Source organism: Parachlamydiales bacterium (assembly GCA_041671045.1).
In the GTDB taxonomy this organism is placed as follows: domain Bacteria; phylum Chlamydiota; class Chlamydiia; order Chlamydiales; family JABDDJ01; genus JABDDJ01.
The window spans coordinates 26,684-42,139 of record JBAZCF010000013.1 but is presented as its reverse complement, the minus strand read 5'-3'; the positions used below and the strand labels follow the sequence as shown (position 1 = coordinate 42,139).

The following is a 15,456-nucleotide window of genomic DNA, read 5'->3' as shown; positions in this document are numbered from 1 at the left end:
AGATGATGCCATTTTTATACCGGTTATTTTTTCTAGGGTTGCTTTTCGGAGGTAGTTGTGAGGCTTCCTTCGAGAACGCACCCCCTTATCCCGTGGCAGAAGCGCCGCAGTTGCCGTTAGAGGTATATGATATTGCCTTTGCGGATATCTTGGGAGTAAAACCCCAGTTAGTACATTTGGCAAAGGGATTTGGATTTACTGAAGGTCCTGTATACCTATCTAAGCGTAATAGCGAAGGGGGATATCTATTATTCACAGATCAATTGAACGACAATATTCTGATTCTACGTTGGAATGGTTTGCAGCCCTACAATCAGATTACACCTTTGTCTTGGGATGCTCCTGTTATATTCAGGCATCCGACCAATATTGCTGATGGACAGACTGCTGATTTGGAAGGGCGGCTGTTGACAGCGGAAACAACAGGCAGAAGAATTTCTGTGACAGACCATGATGGAGTTGTCAAAACATTGGCAGGCTTTTATCAGGGTAAACCGTTGAATTCGCCTAATGATGTTGTTGTTAAGTCAGATGGATCGGTGTGGTTTACAGACCCTTCATATGGATGTTTACAGTTTCCACAGGAGTGCTATTTACCTAATAATGTCTACAGATGGGATCCGGGGACTAAGGAATTGTCAGCTGTCATTGAAGATTTAAAGATGCCGAATGGAATAGCATTCTCGCCTGACGAAAAGATTCTGTATGTCATTGATAGTGCGGCTATCCAGGCACCTAGTACGTACTATGAGAATCTACCGCATGCGATTTATGCTTTTGAAGTCTTGGAGGGCGGGAAGACAGTAGGTAACAGAAAATTATTCGCTACAGTGTCGCCCGGTTTTCCAGATGGAATGCGTTTAGATAGCCACGGTAATATCTATGTGGGGGCATTAGACGGTGTGCAGGTCTATAATCCTGAAGGAAAGCTGATAGGGAAGATCCGTATGCCTAAAGAAACGGCGAATTTAACATTTGGCGGCAAGGACAACAATATTTTGTTTATCTGTTCTTCCGATTCCGTATGGGCTATTAAGCTGAATACTGTGGGAGCTAAGCCTGTTCCCCAAGTAGGCGGTTAGGATGGCCAAGAGCGAAGTTGCTTCGATATACACTGCAGGTTTGCTGCAGGGAGTGGCGATGGTTGCTTTTCCGGCCACAGCCACTATTTTTACTAGTGCGAGCGGGTACGGCATGACTAGTACGGAATATGGCAGCATCTTCCTTCCGGATATTATCATAGCCATTTTATCAGCAGTCATGGGTGGACGCTTGGCACATTCATGCAGCCTGAAAAGCATCTATTTATGGGGCTTGCTGGCTAATATGTTGTCCATGGGCATTTTCTTGTTGAGTGCATTGATGCTTCCGCATCAGGAGTGGGCTTTTGGGTTACTTTTTGTGGCGACAGGACTTTTAGGATTGGGATTTGGTTTGACAGTACCGGTATTAAATACCTTTATGGCGATCTATTCTCCAAAAAAAGTGGACTCGGCCCTATTGATTTTGAATGCGTTATTAGGATTAGGGACTGCCTTGGCGCCGGTGTTCATTGCTGTTTTCGACGGATTAGGATTTTGGTGGGGATTACCGCTTATTTTAATGTCGGCCCTGGGGTTATTATTGGCGCTTTCGTCATTGCTACCGTTTGAGTCAGGTAAACCGCCGGAAGAGCAAACAGAAAAGTTGAATGTTATTCCTTCGGCCTTCTGGTTGTTTGCTGCAGGGGTGTTTCTATATGGGATATTGGAGACAATGAGTGGAAATTGGGCCACAGTTTACTTAACAAAAAGTATGCAGGCAGATGTGACGGAAGCTTCCTTGGCATTAACAAGTTTTTGGGGTGCGGTTACGTTAGGAAGGGTTATTTTCGCATTCAGCAACAGGTTTGTTGCTGAAGGGACCATTTATAAAGCCCTGCCTTTAGTGATTGCATTTGCTTATTTGTGTGTTTATTGGCAGGAAGTGCCCTCTCCTTGGAGTGGAATATGGATTTTTGGTTTAGCAGGTTTCGGCTGTTCTGCATTGCTGCCTTTAAGTATTAGCTTTGCCTCTAATGCACTGCCGACAATACGCAAATCCGTGGCGGGAGGGCTTATTGCAGCCTACCTAACCGGTTATGGCGTTTCTGCATTTGGCGTGGGACCGCTTGAGAAATTAGGAATTGATATACAAATGATATTTGGGCTTTGCGCTTTGATTGCCATAGCCTTTGGCATATTAGCCTATTTTATTACTTACCAAAGGAAGCAGGTATGAGCTTAGAAGGAAAAGTGGCGATTGTGACAGGCGGAAATAGCGGCATAGGGGCGACGATTGTTTTAGCGTTGGCCAAACAAGGAGTACGGGTAGTTATTGACTTCATTTGCAATCCGGACTCTACAAGCCAACTGGAAAGAGAAATAGCAGCTTTAGGTGGGAAATCCATTGGAGTTGAGGCTGATGTCAGTAAGGTAGATGATTTACAAAAGCTTGTCGATGCGGCTGTAAAGGCGTTTGGGCGTTTGGATATTATGGTGAACAATGCAGGGATTGAGACAAGGACATCCATTATAGATACAACCGAATCCCAATATGAGAAAGTGCTGTCAGTCAATCTTAAAAGCGCCTTTTTTGGTACACAGGTTGCGGCCAAGCAGATGATCAAGCAAGGGGGCGGAGGAAGGATTATCAATATCACCTCGGTGCACGAAGATTGGCCTATGCCCGGCAACATCGCTTATTGCCTGTCTAAAGGTGGAATGCGGATGCTGACACGTACAGCGGGACTGGAACTGGCCAAGCATGGCATTCTAGTAGCAGGGGTAGGTCCCGGGGCTGTAGCGACGCCCATTAACATTGTGACGATGAAAGATCCGGTGTTGATGAAAGAATTAGATGCTGCAATACCTCTGGGGAGGATGGCCAAGCCGGAGGAGATAGCCAGTGTTGTCGTGTTCTTATCCGGTGAGGGAGCCTCCTATATGACATCGACGACAGTCTTTGTCGATGGCGGAATGATGCAGCAAAGCCCGGGGTTATAATTATGGATTACGATGTCATTATTATCGGAAGCGGGGCAGGCGGTGGGACCTTAGCAAGGCATTTGGCGCCTTCCGGCAAACGCATACTCATATTAGAGCGTGGGGATTGGTTGAAGAGAGAAGCCAAAAATTGGGATGCCAGTGCTGTCTTTGTAGACAATCGTTATATCTCGCCTGACAAATGGTACGATTCCAAAGGGAAAGCCTTCCAGCCGCAAGTCCATTATTTTGTGGGCGGTGCGACGAAGATGTATGGGGCTGCGTTGTATCGATTGAGGAAAGAGGATTTTGGTGAGCTCAAACATTACGATGGGATATCGCCTGCGTGGCCGATCACTTATGATGAGTTGGAACCTTACTATACGCAAGCAGAGAAAATGTATTTTGTACACGGCGAGAGAGGAATAGATAATACAGAGCCGCCTTGCAGTGAGCCGTACCCTTTTCCGCCCGTATCGCATGAACCGCGCATTCAGCAGCTCTATGATAACCTCTCGAATGCAGGATATCATCCGTTTCCGGCTCCGTGCGCGATCATGTTGAATGAAAATAACAGGGCGTTCAGCAAGTGTATTCGTTGTCAAACTTGCGATGGATTTCCGTGTTTAGTCCATGCTAAAGCAGATGCTGAAACAGTCGGTGTACGTCCTGCGATGGAACATTCTAATGTGACATTAATGCGGAATGCCGAAGTTTTGAAGTTAAATACATCGGCAGATGGCATCAAAGTAACCGAAGTAGAGGTGCTGATCGAAGGTAAGAAAGAGATATTCAAAGCGGGCATCATCGTAGTAGCATGTGGAGCTTCTAATTCGGCCAAGCTGTTGCTTATGTCTGCTAATGATAAACATCCGCAAGGGCTAGCGAATGGATCGGATCAGGTAGGGCGTAATTATATGTTCCATAATAGCCAGGCTGTGCTGGCTTTATCGATGGAACCCAATGACACCTTCTTTCAGAAGACGTTAGCAATCAATGATTTCTATTTTGGAATGGAAGGCTTCAACTACCCGATGGGTAATATTCAGATGATTGGGAAATCTTTGGGGCCGATGTTCCGCGGGGAGAAGCCGATTGAAACAGGGTTGGTACCGATGTCCATGTTGAATAATATTGCTAGGCATTCTGTCGATTTTTGGCTGACAACGGAAGATTTACCACGTGCTGACAATAGGATCACTGTTAATAAAGAAGGTGAGATCACTTTAAACTATACCTTTAATAATACTGTTCCTAAAGAGAAATTGTACGAGAAACTCAAGTCTATGCTAGGGCAGATAGGGATGCATCCCAATGTATTGATACCACGCCAGTTTTATTTCCACAGCACAATTCCTATTGCCGGAGTGGCGCATCAGGTAGGTACCTGCCGTTTTGGTACCGATCCTAAAACATCGGTGTTGGACACAAACTGCAAAGCGCATGAGTTAGATAACCTCTATGTCATAGATGCGAGCTTTTTTCCAAGTATTGGTGCAGTTAATCCATCCTTAACAATAATTGCGAATACATTACGGGTAGGCGACCATTTACTCAAACGTTTAGGCTAGGTTAGCAATAGGCCTTTTCCTTTTCTGCCCTATACCAAAATCGTCGGCTGAATATTTTGTATGGTCAGGCCATGTGTATCCAAAAGTTGTCTTGACCGATGGCTGCTTAAGGAATACTTTCTACAGAAGTATGTGTAGAAAGCATTCCTCAAGCAAGGACAAATAACCCTTAATAGAGTTTTTTAATAGCTGGCGGGTTCCATTTACCATCTAATACAGCTTCTTTTGGATCATATAGACGCATAATTAGATTAAATCCACCTTTAGGTGCTGGGAGCCAATTAGACTCTTTATCCTTTCCGGGCGATGTATTTTGGATGTATATGTCCAAAGACCCATCAGGATTAATTTTCAAATGGCTTCTATCCCCAATCGCATAGCGGTCTAGTGGATTAGGTACAAAGAATTGTTTATCATTATACATTGTGATAGACCAGAAACCATTGACAGGTGGTATTTGGTCCTTAGTAAAATGTAGAATATAACGGTTTGAACCATCTAAAGGGTTTCCTTCTGCATCGGTTGCAAGTGTAGGATACACAGCGTCTTTGGAGAGGTTAGCGCCGAGGCCTTTATTGGCTACAGCTGCTCTTATAAGGTAATGCGTTCCATAGTCACCCACATATTCCGTCATAATATTCCAGCCGTTGACTTTCTTTGCGTTAGGCATATTTTGAAATTCATTAGCAATCGTTGTCTTGGCTTCTGTGATAGACTTATCGAGATTCTCTAACTGTTCCGGGGTGAGTTTTTTCACATCAAACACTTCGCCGGGGACGATACCGATAGAGGCTAATTTTCTCACAAAACTTGAGTCTGCAGGTAGTGGAGGGTTGTTTTTCAAGAGAGCAGTTAGATTAGTGAAAAATGTAATTCCATCCATTTGTTCCACTTGTTTTACAGGTGGTGTATTTACATCGATGTAGGGTTCAACCGGAAGATTTTTAGGTGGAACATAATGAGATCCGTACGAGCTTAATGGAATTAACTTAAACTGATCCTGTAACTTATTCACTGCGGCATAATCAGAAGGACCGTTTGTTTCAATGCGGCCAATCATCCAAGCTGTATTTGTGGGGGATTGGATTTTCTTTACATCTTTAGGTAGGTTGCCTCTCCAGTCTGGTCCGACGATGGCGTATGTTCCTTTATCGCTACCGGTCGTACGTGTTCCAATGGATGTAAATACGTTTGTCCATGCATCTAAGATGGGATAAAGGTAATACCTATCTTTCATTTCCGGTACTACAAATATTATCGGTTCCTTACTTAGATCAAGCCATGCTGATGAATAAAGTGTATCGGCATTAGGACTTACTACGTCTGTGGAGGTAGGGGAAGGGAATTTACGTATATAGTCGAATTGATTTACCGGAGCTTTTGTTTCAGTCACATTAGGCGCTGCTGTCATGACTTCTTTGGTCACATCCATAATAACTAAGGGATAACCGTAGATATACGCTTCTTTGATGACATCTTTTTCTTTGTCTTCGGAGCTTTGTGTGTTGCAAGCTGTAAACACTAAAGCTAGCAAAGACCATTTTGAGATCACAGATAGGATTTTCATGGATTTCCTCATAGGTTTAAAGAAAAATACATATATATTTTTTTGATTTATTAAACACAAATGAAAGTCAGTAGGCTTACCACCTGATAAATTTTAAGTCTCTTGCACACACGGCTATCATAAATCAATCATGTATGTCCCCTAAAGGGGTAATGGAGTGAATGAAATTAAAAGTTCTTAAAGTGTAAGATGTAATTAATTAGAAATCAGAGCTTTACGAATAAATAGGCGTTGTCAGATGGTAAGGTCAGTAAGTTCAAATGGAGTCCAGCTAGTAATGGGTTAATGTTTATTAAGGTTTAGTTTGATTACATCATATTATTGTTGTTTACAATGTTTTTTAAATAATAAATAAGTTCTTTTGGCAGTATTGGAGGAATGATTGTTTTACAATCAATTTATTTGTGGCACCGGAAATTTATTGACCTGTTTAGTTAAACGAGATATCTCTGTTTTAGGGTGTGCTAAATGCTTGAGATCAAGGGAACTAAATGGTTTTTGAAAAAACTAAATCTAAATTTTACTATCATTCCTATCTCATCTTTTCAACAGTGGTATTAATCTTAGGATTATCAGTACTCGTGGGATGGCTGACAGGATATTCTAGATTAGTGTCTATCGTTCCTAGTTATCCTAAGATGGTATTTAATACAGCATTATTGATGACTTTATCGGCAATAGGGTGCTTTACCTTACTTTTCCACCAGTTCATCCCCACTAGAATTTTATCTATATTTTGTATTGTATTTACAGCTGTCATCTTATTTCAAACATTTTTTAAGATGGATCTAGGAATAGATTCATTTTTTTTCTATTCATCCGAGATGAATGTCAATACTTACCCTGGTCGGCCGGCGAGCAATACCAGTATATGTATTATTCTTGTGAATATTTGCTTAGCGCTTTTCACACTAAGGAAAAGTCCGCTCTGGGTTTATTGGATGATAGGTATTTTTGTTGCAATCATTTTTGGAACCTCCTTAGTTGCTTTTTTTGGCTATTTAAGTGGTTTTGAAAGTGCATACTCATCTATAGATACGTCTAGGATGGCTGTCGAGACAAGCATAGCCTTGCTTCTGCTATCGTTAAATATCTTCATTATCGTTTCTGGAAGAGTCTATAAAAAATACTATGGCCAATATATTTATTGGGCATCCGGAATGTCGGGCTTGGCAGTATTAGGATGTACAATAGCTCTAGCGATGGCATCGCAAATCAGTCAAAAGGCTAGTTTAGAAAATTATTATAAGAATAGTGTTTATAGCATCTCGCAAACATTGGATATTGCTTTATTGTATAACTATGATGCGATTACGCGGTTGTCCAAACGTTACGTACTTTTGCCTGACAATCCAATTTATTGGAAAAGTGACATTGAGCAATATTTAGAGGATTTTCCCTCCCTACAAGGTATTGTGCATGTGGATGATAATTTTGAAATTCGTCAGGGCGGCTTCCGTGATGAGGTTAAAGGGGTGGCGTGGGTTAAGCAATATAAAAAGGAATTTAGCAGCAGCAATAAAAAGTTAGAAGTATTGATTGATAAAGAGAAGAGGGCTCTACTGGTATTTAGGAATAAAATTCCCGGAAAAGGCTATTCGCTCGATTTTTATTATGCAAGTGACTTTTTCAAGATAAATCCCATTTTATATCATCTCAGGGAGTTTGATATTCAGATATTGATCAATAACAGAGAGGTTTTTGCTTCTACCCCAACTGCAAAAGAAATATTAGCTACAGATAGGTGGTATTTCTTTGAAAACCTTTTTGTAGTCAATTTAAGAGGAAATAAAGAAGGTATAGAGTTTCTTGAAAGTAAAATACCCCTCCTTATTTTACTTACGGGATTAATTTTTGGATTTATTACGACCCTATTATATTATTACATGCAAAGATCAAAAGTTTTGAGAAAGCGGGCTGAGGAAGCAAATGTTGCTAAATCGGCCTTTTTAGCTAATATGAGCCATGAAATCCGCACGCCTTTACATGGGATTATCGGGACTTCCTCCTTGCTTGAATTAACTAATTTAGATACTAAGCAGACACGTTATCTAAAGATACTGTCGACTTCATCACAATATCTATTGCAACTGATCAATAACTTGCTTGATATCACTAAAATTGAGTCCAACAGTATGGAGATTCGTTATGAGAAGGTGGATTTAGACGAATATTGCAGGGAAATCGTTGAAATGGTTCAAAGCAAAGCGATAGAAAAAGGACTAATTATTAAGGATGAGATAGAGTCCACCAAAGGAGATAAATATCTTATTCCACATCATCCGGTGCGACAGATTCTAATAAATATGTTGGGGAACGCGATAAAATATACGGATAGTGGGGAGATCCTATTGAAAGTCCAGATAGAAGATGGAGATCAAGAGGATCCTCGTTTAGTAATCGATGTGAAAGATACGGGAATTGGTATACCAAAAGAAAAACAACATTTATTATTTGATAAATTTATGCAGGTAGATTCCAATGAAGCTTTGAAAAGAGGCGGCACAGGGCTAGGCCTTTATTTGTGTAAAATCATGATTGATAAAATGAATGGATCGATCGATTTTGAAAGTGCTGTCGGTCAAGGAACAAAATTTCATATCACTCTCCCCATAAGAAAACAGGAGCCAGTCAATGTTGCAGTTTAAAACGAATTTTAATGGAGCTAAAGTTTTGGTGGTGGAGGATTTTGATATTAACCGCGAAATCATTTCCGAGATGCTGACAATGGTGGGGATTATTCCCGATTCAGCAGAGAATGGTTTGGAAGCAGTTGAGAAAGCCAAAGCTGTAAAATATGACCTTATTTTGATGGATATCCGTATGCCTTATATGGATGGGTATGATGCCACCAAGGAAATAAGGAAGTTAGGCGACCCACAACCCATTGTTATTGCTCTCACAGCGAGTATTCAAGAGAAGGACAAAAAGAAATCTGTAGAAGTGGGCATGGATGATTATTTGAGCAAACCTTTGGAATTCCAGGTACTAGAAAAGACACTTAAAAACTACCTAGCTCGTTTTATCACGACTTAATTCTTTCTGTGCAGATTGATCACGCTTCCTGCCAGAACCATTTCCACTTGACGGGGAGTGAGAGCATGGGTAGTTTTAAAAGTATAATTCTGTGTTTTATTGCTCACAATAATTTCAGAACTTTCGATGAGTTGTTCTCGTGCACTCTCGATAATGAGAATATCCTGGGGGGCAATTCTATCGTAATCGATGTTTTCAATAAAACTTAAGGCTAGAATACCAAAATTGGCAAGGTTCTGCCAGTGGATGCGCGCAAAGGTTTTGGCGATGACTGCACGTACACCTAAGTACTTAGGGGCCATGACAGCGTGTTCACGGCTGGAGCCTTGTCCATAATTTGATCCTGCAATGATAAAATGTCCTTGCTTCTGGTACTTCAGTGCACGTGTATAGTAGCTTTCATCCACTTGTGCAAACGTGAACTTGCTGATCTCGGGAATGTTGCTGCGGAAGGGGAGGACTTTGGCCCCTGCCGGTAAGATCTCATCGGTAGAGATATTATCGCCCACTTTAATGAGGACGGGGCCCTCGATGTGATCTTGTAGAGGGACAAAATCGGGTAATGGTTTAATGTTGGGGCCTTTTTCCAGATGGATCTCACGATTGTTCTTAGTGGGGGGCAGAATCATATAAGGGTTGAGATGCCCTTTTTCAGGTTCTTTGACGTGAGGGTAGGGGATGCCTAAGTCGCGCGGATCGCAGATAGCTCCCTTCAGGGCTGAAGCAGCAGCTGTTTCAGGACTGCAAAGGAAGACGGCATCTTCTTTAGTTCCTGAGCGCCCGGGAAAATTACGAGGGACAGTACGCAGGCTGTTACGCTCTGTGGCTGGGGCTTGTCCCATGCCTATGCAACCATTACAGCCGGCTTGATGTATCCTCCCGCCAGCATAGACGAGTTTCTCCAAATAACCTAGGCGGATTAGGTCATCCAGGATTTTGCGTGAAGTGGGATTGATATCGAAAGATACCCTTTCGTGTACTTGCTTGCCGTTGACAATTTCTGCTGCGATGGCAAAGTCTCTGAAGCCGGGGTTGGCTGATGAGCCGATCATGGATTGGTAGATTTCCTTTCCGGCGACAGATCTGACGGTCACAACTTTGTCTGGGCTGCTCGGGAGCGCGATAAGAGGTTCCAATTCTGAAAGGTTGATCTCATCATTCAGATCATAGGTAGCATCGGGATCTGCAATGAGCTCTTTCCAGTCTTTCTCACGTCCTTGCTCGGTAAGAAATTGCTTTACGGCTTGATCTGAAGGGAAAACAGTGGTTGTAGCCCCCAGTTCAGCACCCATATTAGCAATGACGTGCCTGTCCATGGCGGTGAGGTATTGCAGTCCTGGGCCGTAATATTCGATGATTTTTCCTACGCCGCCTTTGACGGAATAACGGCGCAGCATTTCCAGGATAATATCTTTAGCGCTGACCCATTCGGGCAGTTTTCCCGTGAGTTTAACACCCATGATTTTTGGCATGCGCAGAAAGAAAGGTTCCCCGATCATAGCAAGGGCCACTTCCAGACCTCCTGCACCAATGGCGAGCATTCCCATTGAGCCTGCTGCGGGAGTGTGGCTGTCGGAGCCTAGCAGAGTTTTACCCGGAATGCCGAAGCGTTCCATATGTACCGGATGGCTGACACCATTTCCTGCGCGGCTGTACCAGATGCCAAAGCGTTGGCATGCAGTCTGTAAGAAAATATGGTCGTCGGCATTTTTGAAATCGGTTTGTAGGAGATTGTGATCGACGTATTGTGCAGAGAGTTCCGTTTTAACAGTGTCGATACCCATTGCTTCTAGTTCCAACATCACCATTGTACCGGTTGCATCTTGAGTGAGTGTTTGATCGATGCGGAGTCCGATTTCAGCGCCGGTTTGCAGGCTGCCGGAGAGGAGGTGAGATTCGATTAACTTTTGCGTGACGTTTTTGCCCATTGGAACACCCCGTTAAAAAATTTAGGTATATTCCAAAGGGTGTGAATTGTAAATGAAATGTTTAGTCAGGAAGGTCGTTGGCTTTGACCTTAACGGCTGCGGGTAGAGCGTGTGAATGCTGAGGCATGAAAGTATTCATACAGTAGAGGACGGCAAGGAGCATAAGGAGAATACCGGAGAACTCTAGGAGGGTAGGGAGTCTTTGGTCCAGAGCGAAGACAAAAGTAAGGCCGAAGAGAGTTTCGAAAATGGTCAGTTGTCCGCTTAGGGAAAGAGGGAGGTGGGTGCAACCGGAGTTCCAGAGGAAAGTCCCTAGCCAAGAGCAGATGCAGCCGAGAATGCCGATGCCTACGAGGAAAGTTGTAAGTTCATCAGAGGGGATCATATATCTTTGGAGTTGGGAGGTATCGAGGACAAAAAAGCCCATGATTGCAGTGCCGATGACGACCCAGAAGAGTGTCGCGACACCTAGCATAGAAGCCCATTCAAAATAGGTTAACGTGGGGCATGTTTTAAGGAATTGAGTGTTTGCCACTACGAACCAAGACCAGGCTATTAAGGCGATGGATGCAAAGAGGATGCCGAGAATATAGTTATTTACGGAAAGAGTATCAGAGTGTGTGAATAGACTTTGGGCGTTTACAAGAATTAAACCTGCAAAGATAAGTATGCAGGGAAGGATGAGTTTTTTATAGTCGCATTCATTTTGCTGCCAGTTGCCATATAAAGCGATAGTGATGGGGGCAATACCGGCGATTAGGGTGGTAATAGCAGCATCGGCGAGCTGCACGCCTAGGACAATGCAAGTATAATAGATGATATTAACGATGAGGGCGAATTTTAAAGCTTTGAACCACATTAGTTTAGGTAAATTAATTAGCTTTTTAAAGCAAAAGCAAAAGAAAAAGAGTGAAGTAAGACCATTTACAAAATGGCGTCCTAGGGCGATTTCTATAGGCGAGAAGGCATGCAAATACGTGGGAATTACAAAGATCAACCCCCATACAAAGCAGGCGCTTAGGGCAAGGATTACCCCTTTTAACATATAAGTACTCGTTTGAATTTAATGAGGAGTTTTTAGTTTATTATAAAATCTTTTGTGAATTAATTACGAATAAAAATAAATTGATGTGGAATTGTAATTATTCGTTTTCTAATTCTTTAGTACGTTCGTATGTTGCAAGAAATGTGTTCATAATACCCGCCCTAACACCCAATTCTTCCATTTTTCGCATTCCTGCGATGGTCAATCCCCCTGGGGAGGCAATTTTCCACCGGAGTTCTGCAGGGTGTTCATCCCCCTTTTCTAGGAGCTCTATACTTCCTTTGATCATTTGCAGAACAATATGCAAAGAATCTTTAGCATTAAATCCCATCGCTATTCCTGATTCAGTCATGGCTTCTATCAAAGTGAGGACAAAGGCTGGTCCGCAGCCTCCTAAGGAAGTGAATGCATTAAATTTAGGCTCTGGAAACCAATAGACTTTTCCTAGAGAAGAACATAAATCCGTATAAACCTCTTTTTGCTCCGAAGATAAGTTTTCCGCTGCCAGTCCAATGAGTCCTTCCCCGTAGATAATAGCCAAGTTAGGCATCATTCTAACAACCGTATTGTTTGGGAAAAGTGATTGTAATTTTTTCAGTGTAACCCCTGACAAAATGCTAAGGATGGTTTGATCCTTCTTGGTCTGGGAAGGGATTGTCTGTACAAAGGCGTCCAAATTTTGCGGTTTAATTGCTAAAAGGAGGATGTCAGAAGTTTTGAAGGCCTCATCTAAATTGTGACAAACTTTTCCACAACCTTGTTTTACAAGCTGCTCGACCTTCTGCATGTTGCGGTCATATAAGTAGACGTCATGCAAAGGAGCAAATCGCTGTGCAATTCCGCTGCCCATATTTCCACAACCAATGATCGTAATACGCATGTTATTGCCTAGAGGTATAGTTTCCTTTAATAATCCACTTATACGTGGTTAATTCTTTTAATCCCATCGGTCCGCGTGCATGCAGCTTTTGTGTGCTGATGGCGACCTCTGCTCCCAGCCCTAATTGTCCGCCATCGGTAAATCGTGTAGAGGCATTAATGTAAACGGCAGCGGAATTGATGACTTTGATGAAATGGGATGCATTATGAGGGTTTTCTGTCAGGATACCATCGCTGTGTCCGGAGCTATGAGTATGGATATGATCAATCGCTTCTTCCAAATTTTTTACAACTTTGATTCCTAAAACTAAGCTCAGCCACTCAGTATCCCAATCTTCAGGTCCTGCTTTGATGCATCCTTTTTTGGTATGGCCTCGGGCTATGATTTTCCAACTTAAGTCGTCTAGGCGAAAGCTTACACCTTGTTGACCTAAAGCTTTTATCACCTGGGGAATAAACTTTGCCGCTATACTTTCATGTACCAGCAGTGTATCCAGCGCATTACATACTGTGGGGCGCTGTACTTTTGCATTTGAAATCACCGGGAGGGAGCTGTCTAGATGTGCCGATTCATCGACAAAAAGATGGCAAATCCCGATTCCTCCTGTGATAACAGGGATAGAGCTGTTGTCGCGGCAAAATTGATGCAGGGCTGCTCCTCCCCGTGGAATGATCAGATCTATGTAGCCGTGCAGGCGTAGCATTTTCTTCACTTGCTCACGGTCAATTCCAGGAATCATTTGGACTGCAGTTTTGGGGAGTTTAGCTTTTGTCAAGGCTTCTTGAATGATTTTTACCAGTACTGTATTTGTTAGTAATGTCTCTGAACCTCCGCGCAGCAGGGCACAGTTGCCTGATTTGATGGCTAGGGCAGCAATATCGATAGTGACATTAGGTCTCGACTCATAGATGACTCCTAGTACACCGATAGGTGTCCTGCATTTTAGGATTTGCAGGCTGCCAATGGTATTTCTGTCGAAGCATTCCCCTACCGGATCAGGCAGCTCTATAATATGATTTAAATCGTGGATGATTCCTTCTAAACGGTTGCCTTGTAGGGATAGACGGTCGATCATACTCTCATCTAAACCCTTCGCCTTTGCAGAGTGGATATCGCTTAAATTAGCTTCCAGAATTGCTTTGGAATGCTTTTTCAACAAACTGCCTAATGCTTTGATTGCATCATTCTTCTGTTTGGTGCTAGCGCTTGCTAAAGGCAAACTCGCTTTCTTTGCTGTTTCTGCCACGGCATTCAGTGTGGTTTTTTTGCTCATTAGGCAGTCTCCATAGATTTTAAGCGTGTCATATTAGTGCGGTGGACCACTTCATGGCCATAAGAATATCCTAAAATCTCTTCGATAGCAGCAGATTGTTTGCCGACGAGACGGGTTATTTCAGCGCTGTCATAGTTGCTAACGCCTGCTGCGATGGGTTTTCCTTGCGGATCCACAATCTGTATCACTGCCCCGCGGTCGAAGTCTTTTGAGGTATGGGTGATTCCGGAGGGGAGCAAGCTTGCTCCGCCATGCATAATTTTGGTGGCTGCGCCCTGGTCAACATGGATGCTGCCTTGTTTTTTCTCGGAAAGGAGCCACCGCTTCCTGCTTTCCTGTGGGGTAATAGAAGTCTGGAATAGGGATCCGATTTTCACTCCGTCCATAATCTCCAAAAGGACATTGGGGTGGGCTGCAGATGCGATGATTGTGGGTGTGCCGCTGTGGGCTGCCGTTTGTGCGGCCTCAATTTTAGTATACATACCGCCTGTTCCTAAAGATGTGGATGATCCTTTGGCAAGGGCGAAGATAGATTCATCGATAGTATCGATATGCGGGATCAATTTAGCATTAGGGTTTAGACGTGGATCAGCGGTAAACAATCCCCCTTGGTCAGTTAGGAGGATTAATAAGTCAGCGCCGATGACGTTTGCGACTAAAGCAGCTAGATTATCATTATCGCCTACCCTGATTTCTTTGGTCGCGACAGAGTCGTTCTCATTAATGATAGGAATGATCTTGTGTTGTAGCAAACAAGTGAGAGTATCCCTAGCGTTAAGGTAGCGTTTACGATGGGACAGGTCATCACGTGTGAGTAGAAGTTGTCCCACATGAATTTCAAAGATGGAAAATAGATCAGACCATATTTGCATCAGGTGTGCTTGGCCTACGGAGGCAAACATCTGTTTGGAAGGAAGAGAGCGTTCTACAGTAGGATGTTGCAGCACTTCCCGTCCTGCAGCAATAGCGCCTGAGGAAACAAGGATAATTTCTACGCCCTTGGTGTGGAGTGTAGCAAGCTGTCTTGTAAGCTCCAGCATAAACTTGCGGGAGAGTTTTTTTGAACCTTGGGTCAGGGTACTTGTGCCTGCTTTGACCACAATTTTTTTTGTAGTTTTCATTTTTCCTTTAGAATGTGAGTAGATGAAGTGAGT

At 43.1% G+C, this 15,456-nt stretch carries 13 protein-coding genes; 6 read left to right on the top strand and 7 right to left on the bottom strand.

Features of this window, described 5'->3' with window-relative positions; all coding sequences use genetic code 11:
- The first annotated feature begins 2 nt into the window (after positions 1-2).
- From WC222_11845 to WC222_11830, 4 genes are read left to right on the top strand one after another with little or no spacing between them, the layout of a single operon-like run.
- On the top strand, positions 3-1,082 hold the full coding sequence (locus WC222_11845; GenBank protein MFA6917083.1) for an SMP-30/gluconolactonase/LRE family protein: 1,080 nt from the start codon (positions 3-5) through the stop codon (positions 1,080-1,082).
- A 1-nt stretch (position 1,083) separates the two neighbouring features.
- Entirely contained in the window at positions 1,084-2,259 is a 1,176-nt protein-coding gene (locus WC222_11840; GenBank protein ID MFA6917082.1) for an MFS transporter, read from the top strand.
- Complete coding sequence (locus WC222_11835; GenBank protein ID MFA6917081.1) at positions 2,256-3,023, top strand: glucose 1-dehydrogenase; 768 nt, start codon at positions 2,256-2,258, stop codon at positions 3,021-3,023. The genes WC222_11840 and WC222_11835 overlap by 4 nt, the downstream gene beginning before the upstream one ends.
- 2 nt (positions 3,024-3,025) lie before the next feature.
- The gene (locus tag WC222_11830; GenBank protein ID MFA6917080.1) at positions 3,026-4,573 is read left to right on the top strand and encodes a GMC family oxidoreductase; all 1,548 of its coding nucleotides are present in this window, start codon (positions 3,026-3,028) and stop codon (positions 4,571-4,573) included.
- Positions 4,574-4,742: 169 nt separating this feature from the next.
- Here WC222_11830 and WC222_11825 read toward each other — a convergent pair whose 3' ends face one another.
- On the bottom strand, positions 4,743-6,140 hold the full coding sequence (locus tag WC222_11825; GenBank protein MFA6917079.1) for a DUF1254 domain-containing protein: 1,398 nt from the start codon (positions 6,138-6,140) through the stop codon (positions 4,743-4,745).
- Positions 6,141-6,768: 628 nt separating this feature from the next.
- The gene (locus WC222_11820; protein ID MFA6917078.1) at positions 6,769-6,900 is read right to left on the bottom strand and encodes a hypothetical protein; all 132 of its coding nucleotides are present in this window, start codon (positions 6,898-6,900) and stop codon (positions 6,769-6,771) included.
- A 442-nt stretch (positions 6,901-7,342) separates the two neighbouring features.
- Here WC222_11820 and WC222_11815 point away from each other — a divergent pair, with 442 nt between their 5' ends.
- Positions 7,343-8,788, top strand: coding sequence for an ATP-binding protein (locus tag WC222_11815; protein MFA6917077.1), 1,446 nt, complete (start codon positions 7,343-7,345; stop codon positions 8,786-8,788).
- Positions 8,775-9,176 (top strand): response regulator, encoded by a 402-nt coding sequence (locus WC222_11810; GenBank protein MFA6917076.1) that lies wholly within the window; start codon positions 8,775-8,777, stop codon positions 9,174-9,176. The genes WC222_11815 and WC222_11810 overlap by 14 nt, the downstream gene beginning before the upstream one ends.
- Here WC222_11810 and WC222_11805 read toward each other — a convergent pair.
- The 5 genes from WC222_11805 to proB form a co-directional block, all read right to left on the bottom strand.
- Complete coding sequence (locus WC222_11805) at positions 9,173-11,104, bottom strand: aconitate hydratase (protein ID MFA6917075.1); 1,932 nt, start codon at positions 11,102-11,104, stop codon at positions 9,173-9,175. The genes WC222_11810 and WC222_11805 overlap by 4 nt on opposite strands.
- Before the next feature lie 61 nt (positions 11,105-11,165).
- Complete coding sequence (locus WC222_11800; GenBank protein MFA6917074.1) at positions 11,166-12,149, bottom strand: DMT family transporter; 984 nt, start codon at positions 12,147-12,149, stop codon at positions 11,166-11,168.
- A 97-nt stretch (positions 12,150-12,246) separates the two neighbouring features.
- Positions 12,247-13,029 carry a pyrroline-5-carboxylate reductase gene (gene proC / locus WC222_11795; protein MFA6917073.1) on the bottom strand — a complete coding sequence of 261 codons (783 nt, stop codon included), beginning with the start codon at positions 13,027-13,029 and terminating at the stop codon, positions 12,247-12,249.
- Between the two features lies 1 nt (position 13,030).
- Entirely contained in the window at positions 13,031-14,302 is a 1,272-nt protein-coding gene (locus WC222_11790; GenBank protein ID MFA6917072.1) for a glutamate-5-semialdehyde dehydrogenase, read from the bottom strand.
- On the bottom strand, positions 14,302-15,423 hold the full coding sequence (proB, locus tag WC222_11785) for a glutamate 5-kinase (GenBank protein ID MFA6917071.1): 1,122 nt from the start codon (positions 15,421-15,423) through the stop codon (positions 14,302-14,304). Before proB ends, WC222_11790 begins: the two co-directional genes overlap by 1 nt.
- Positions 15,424-15,456: the final 33 nt, after the last annotated feature.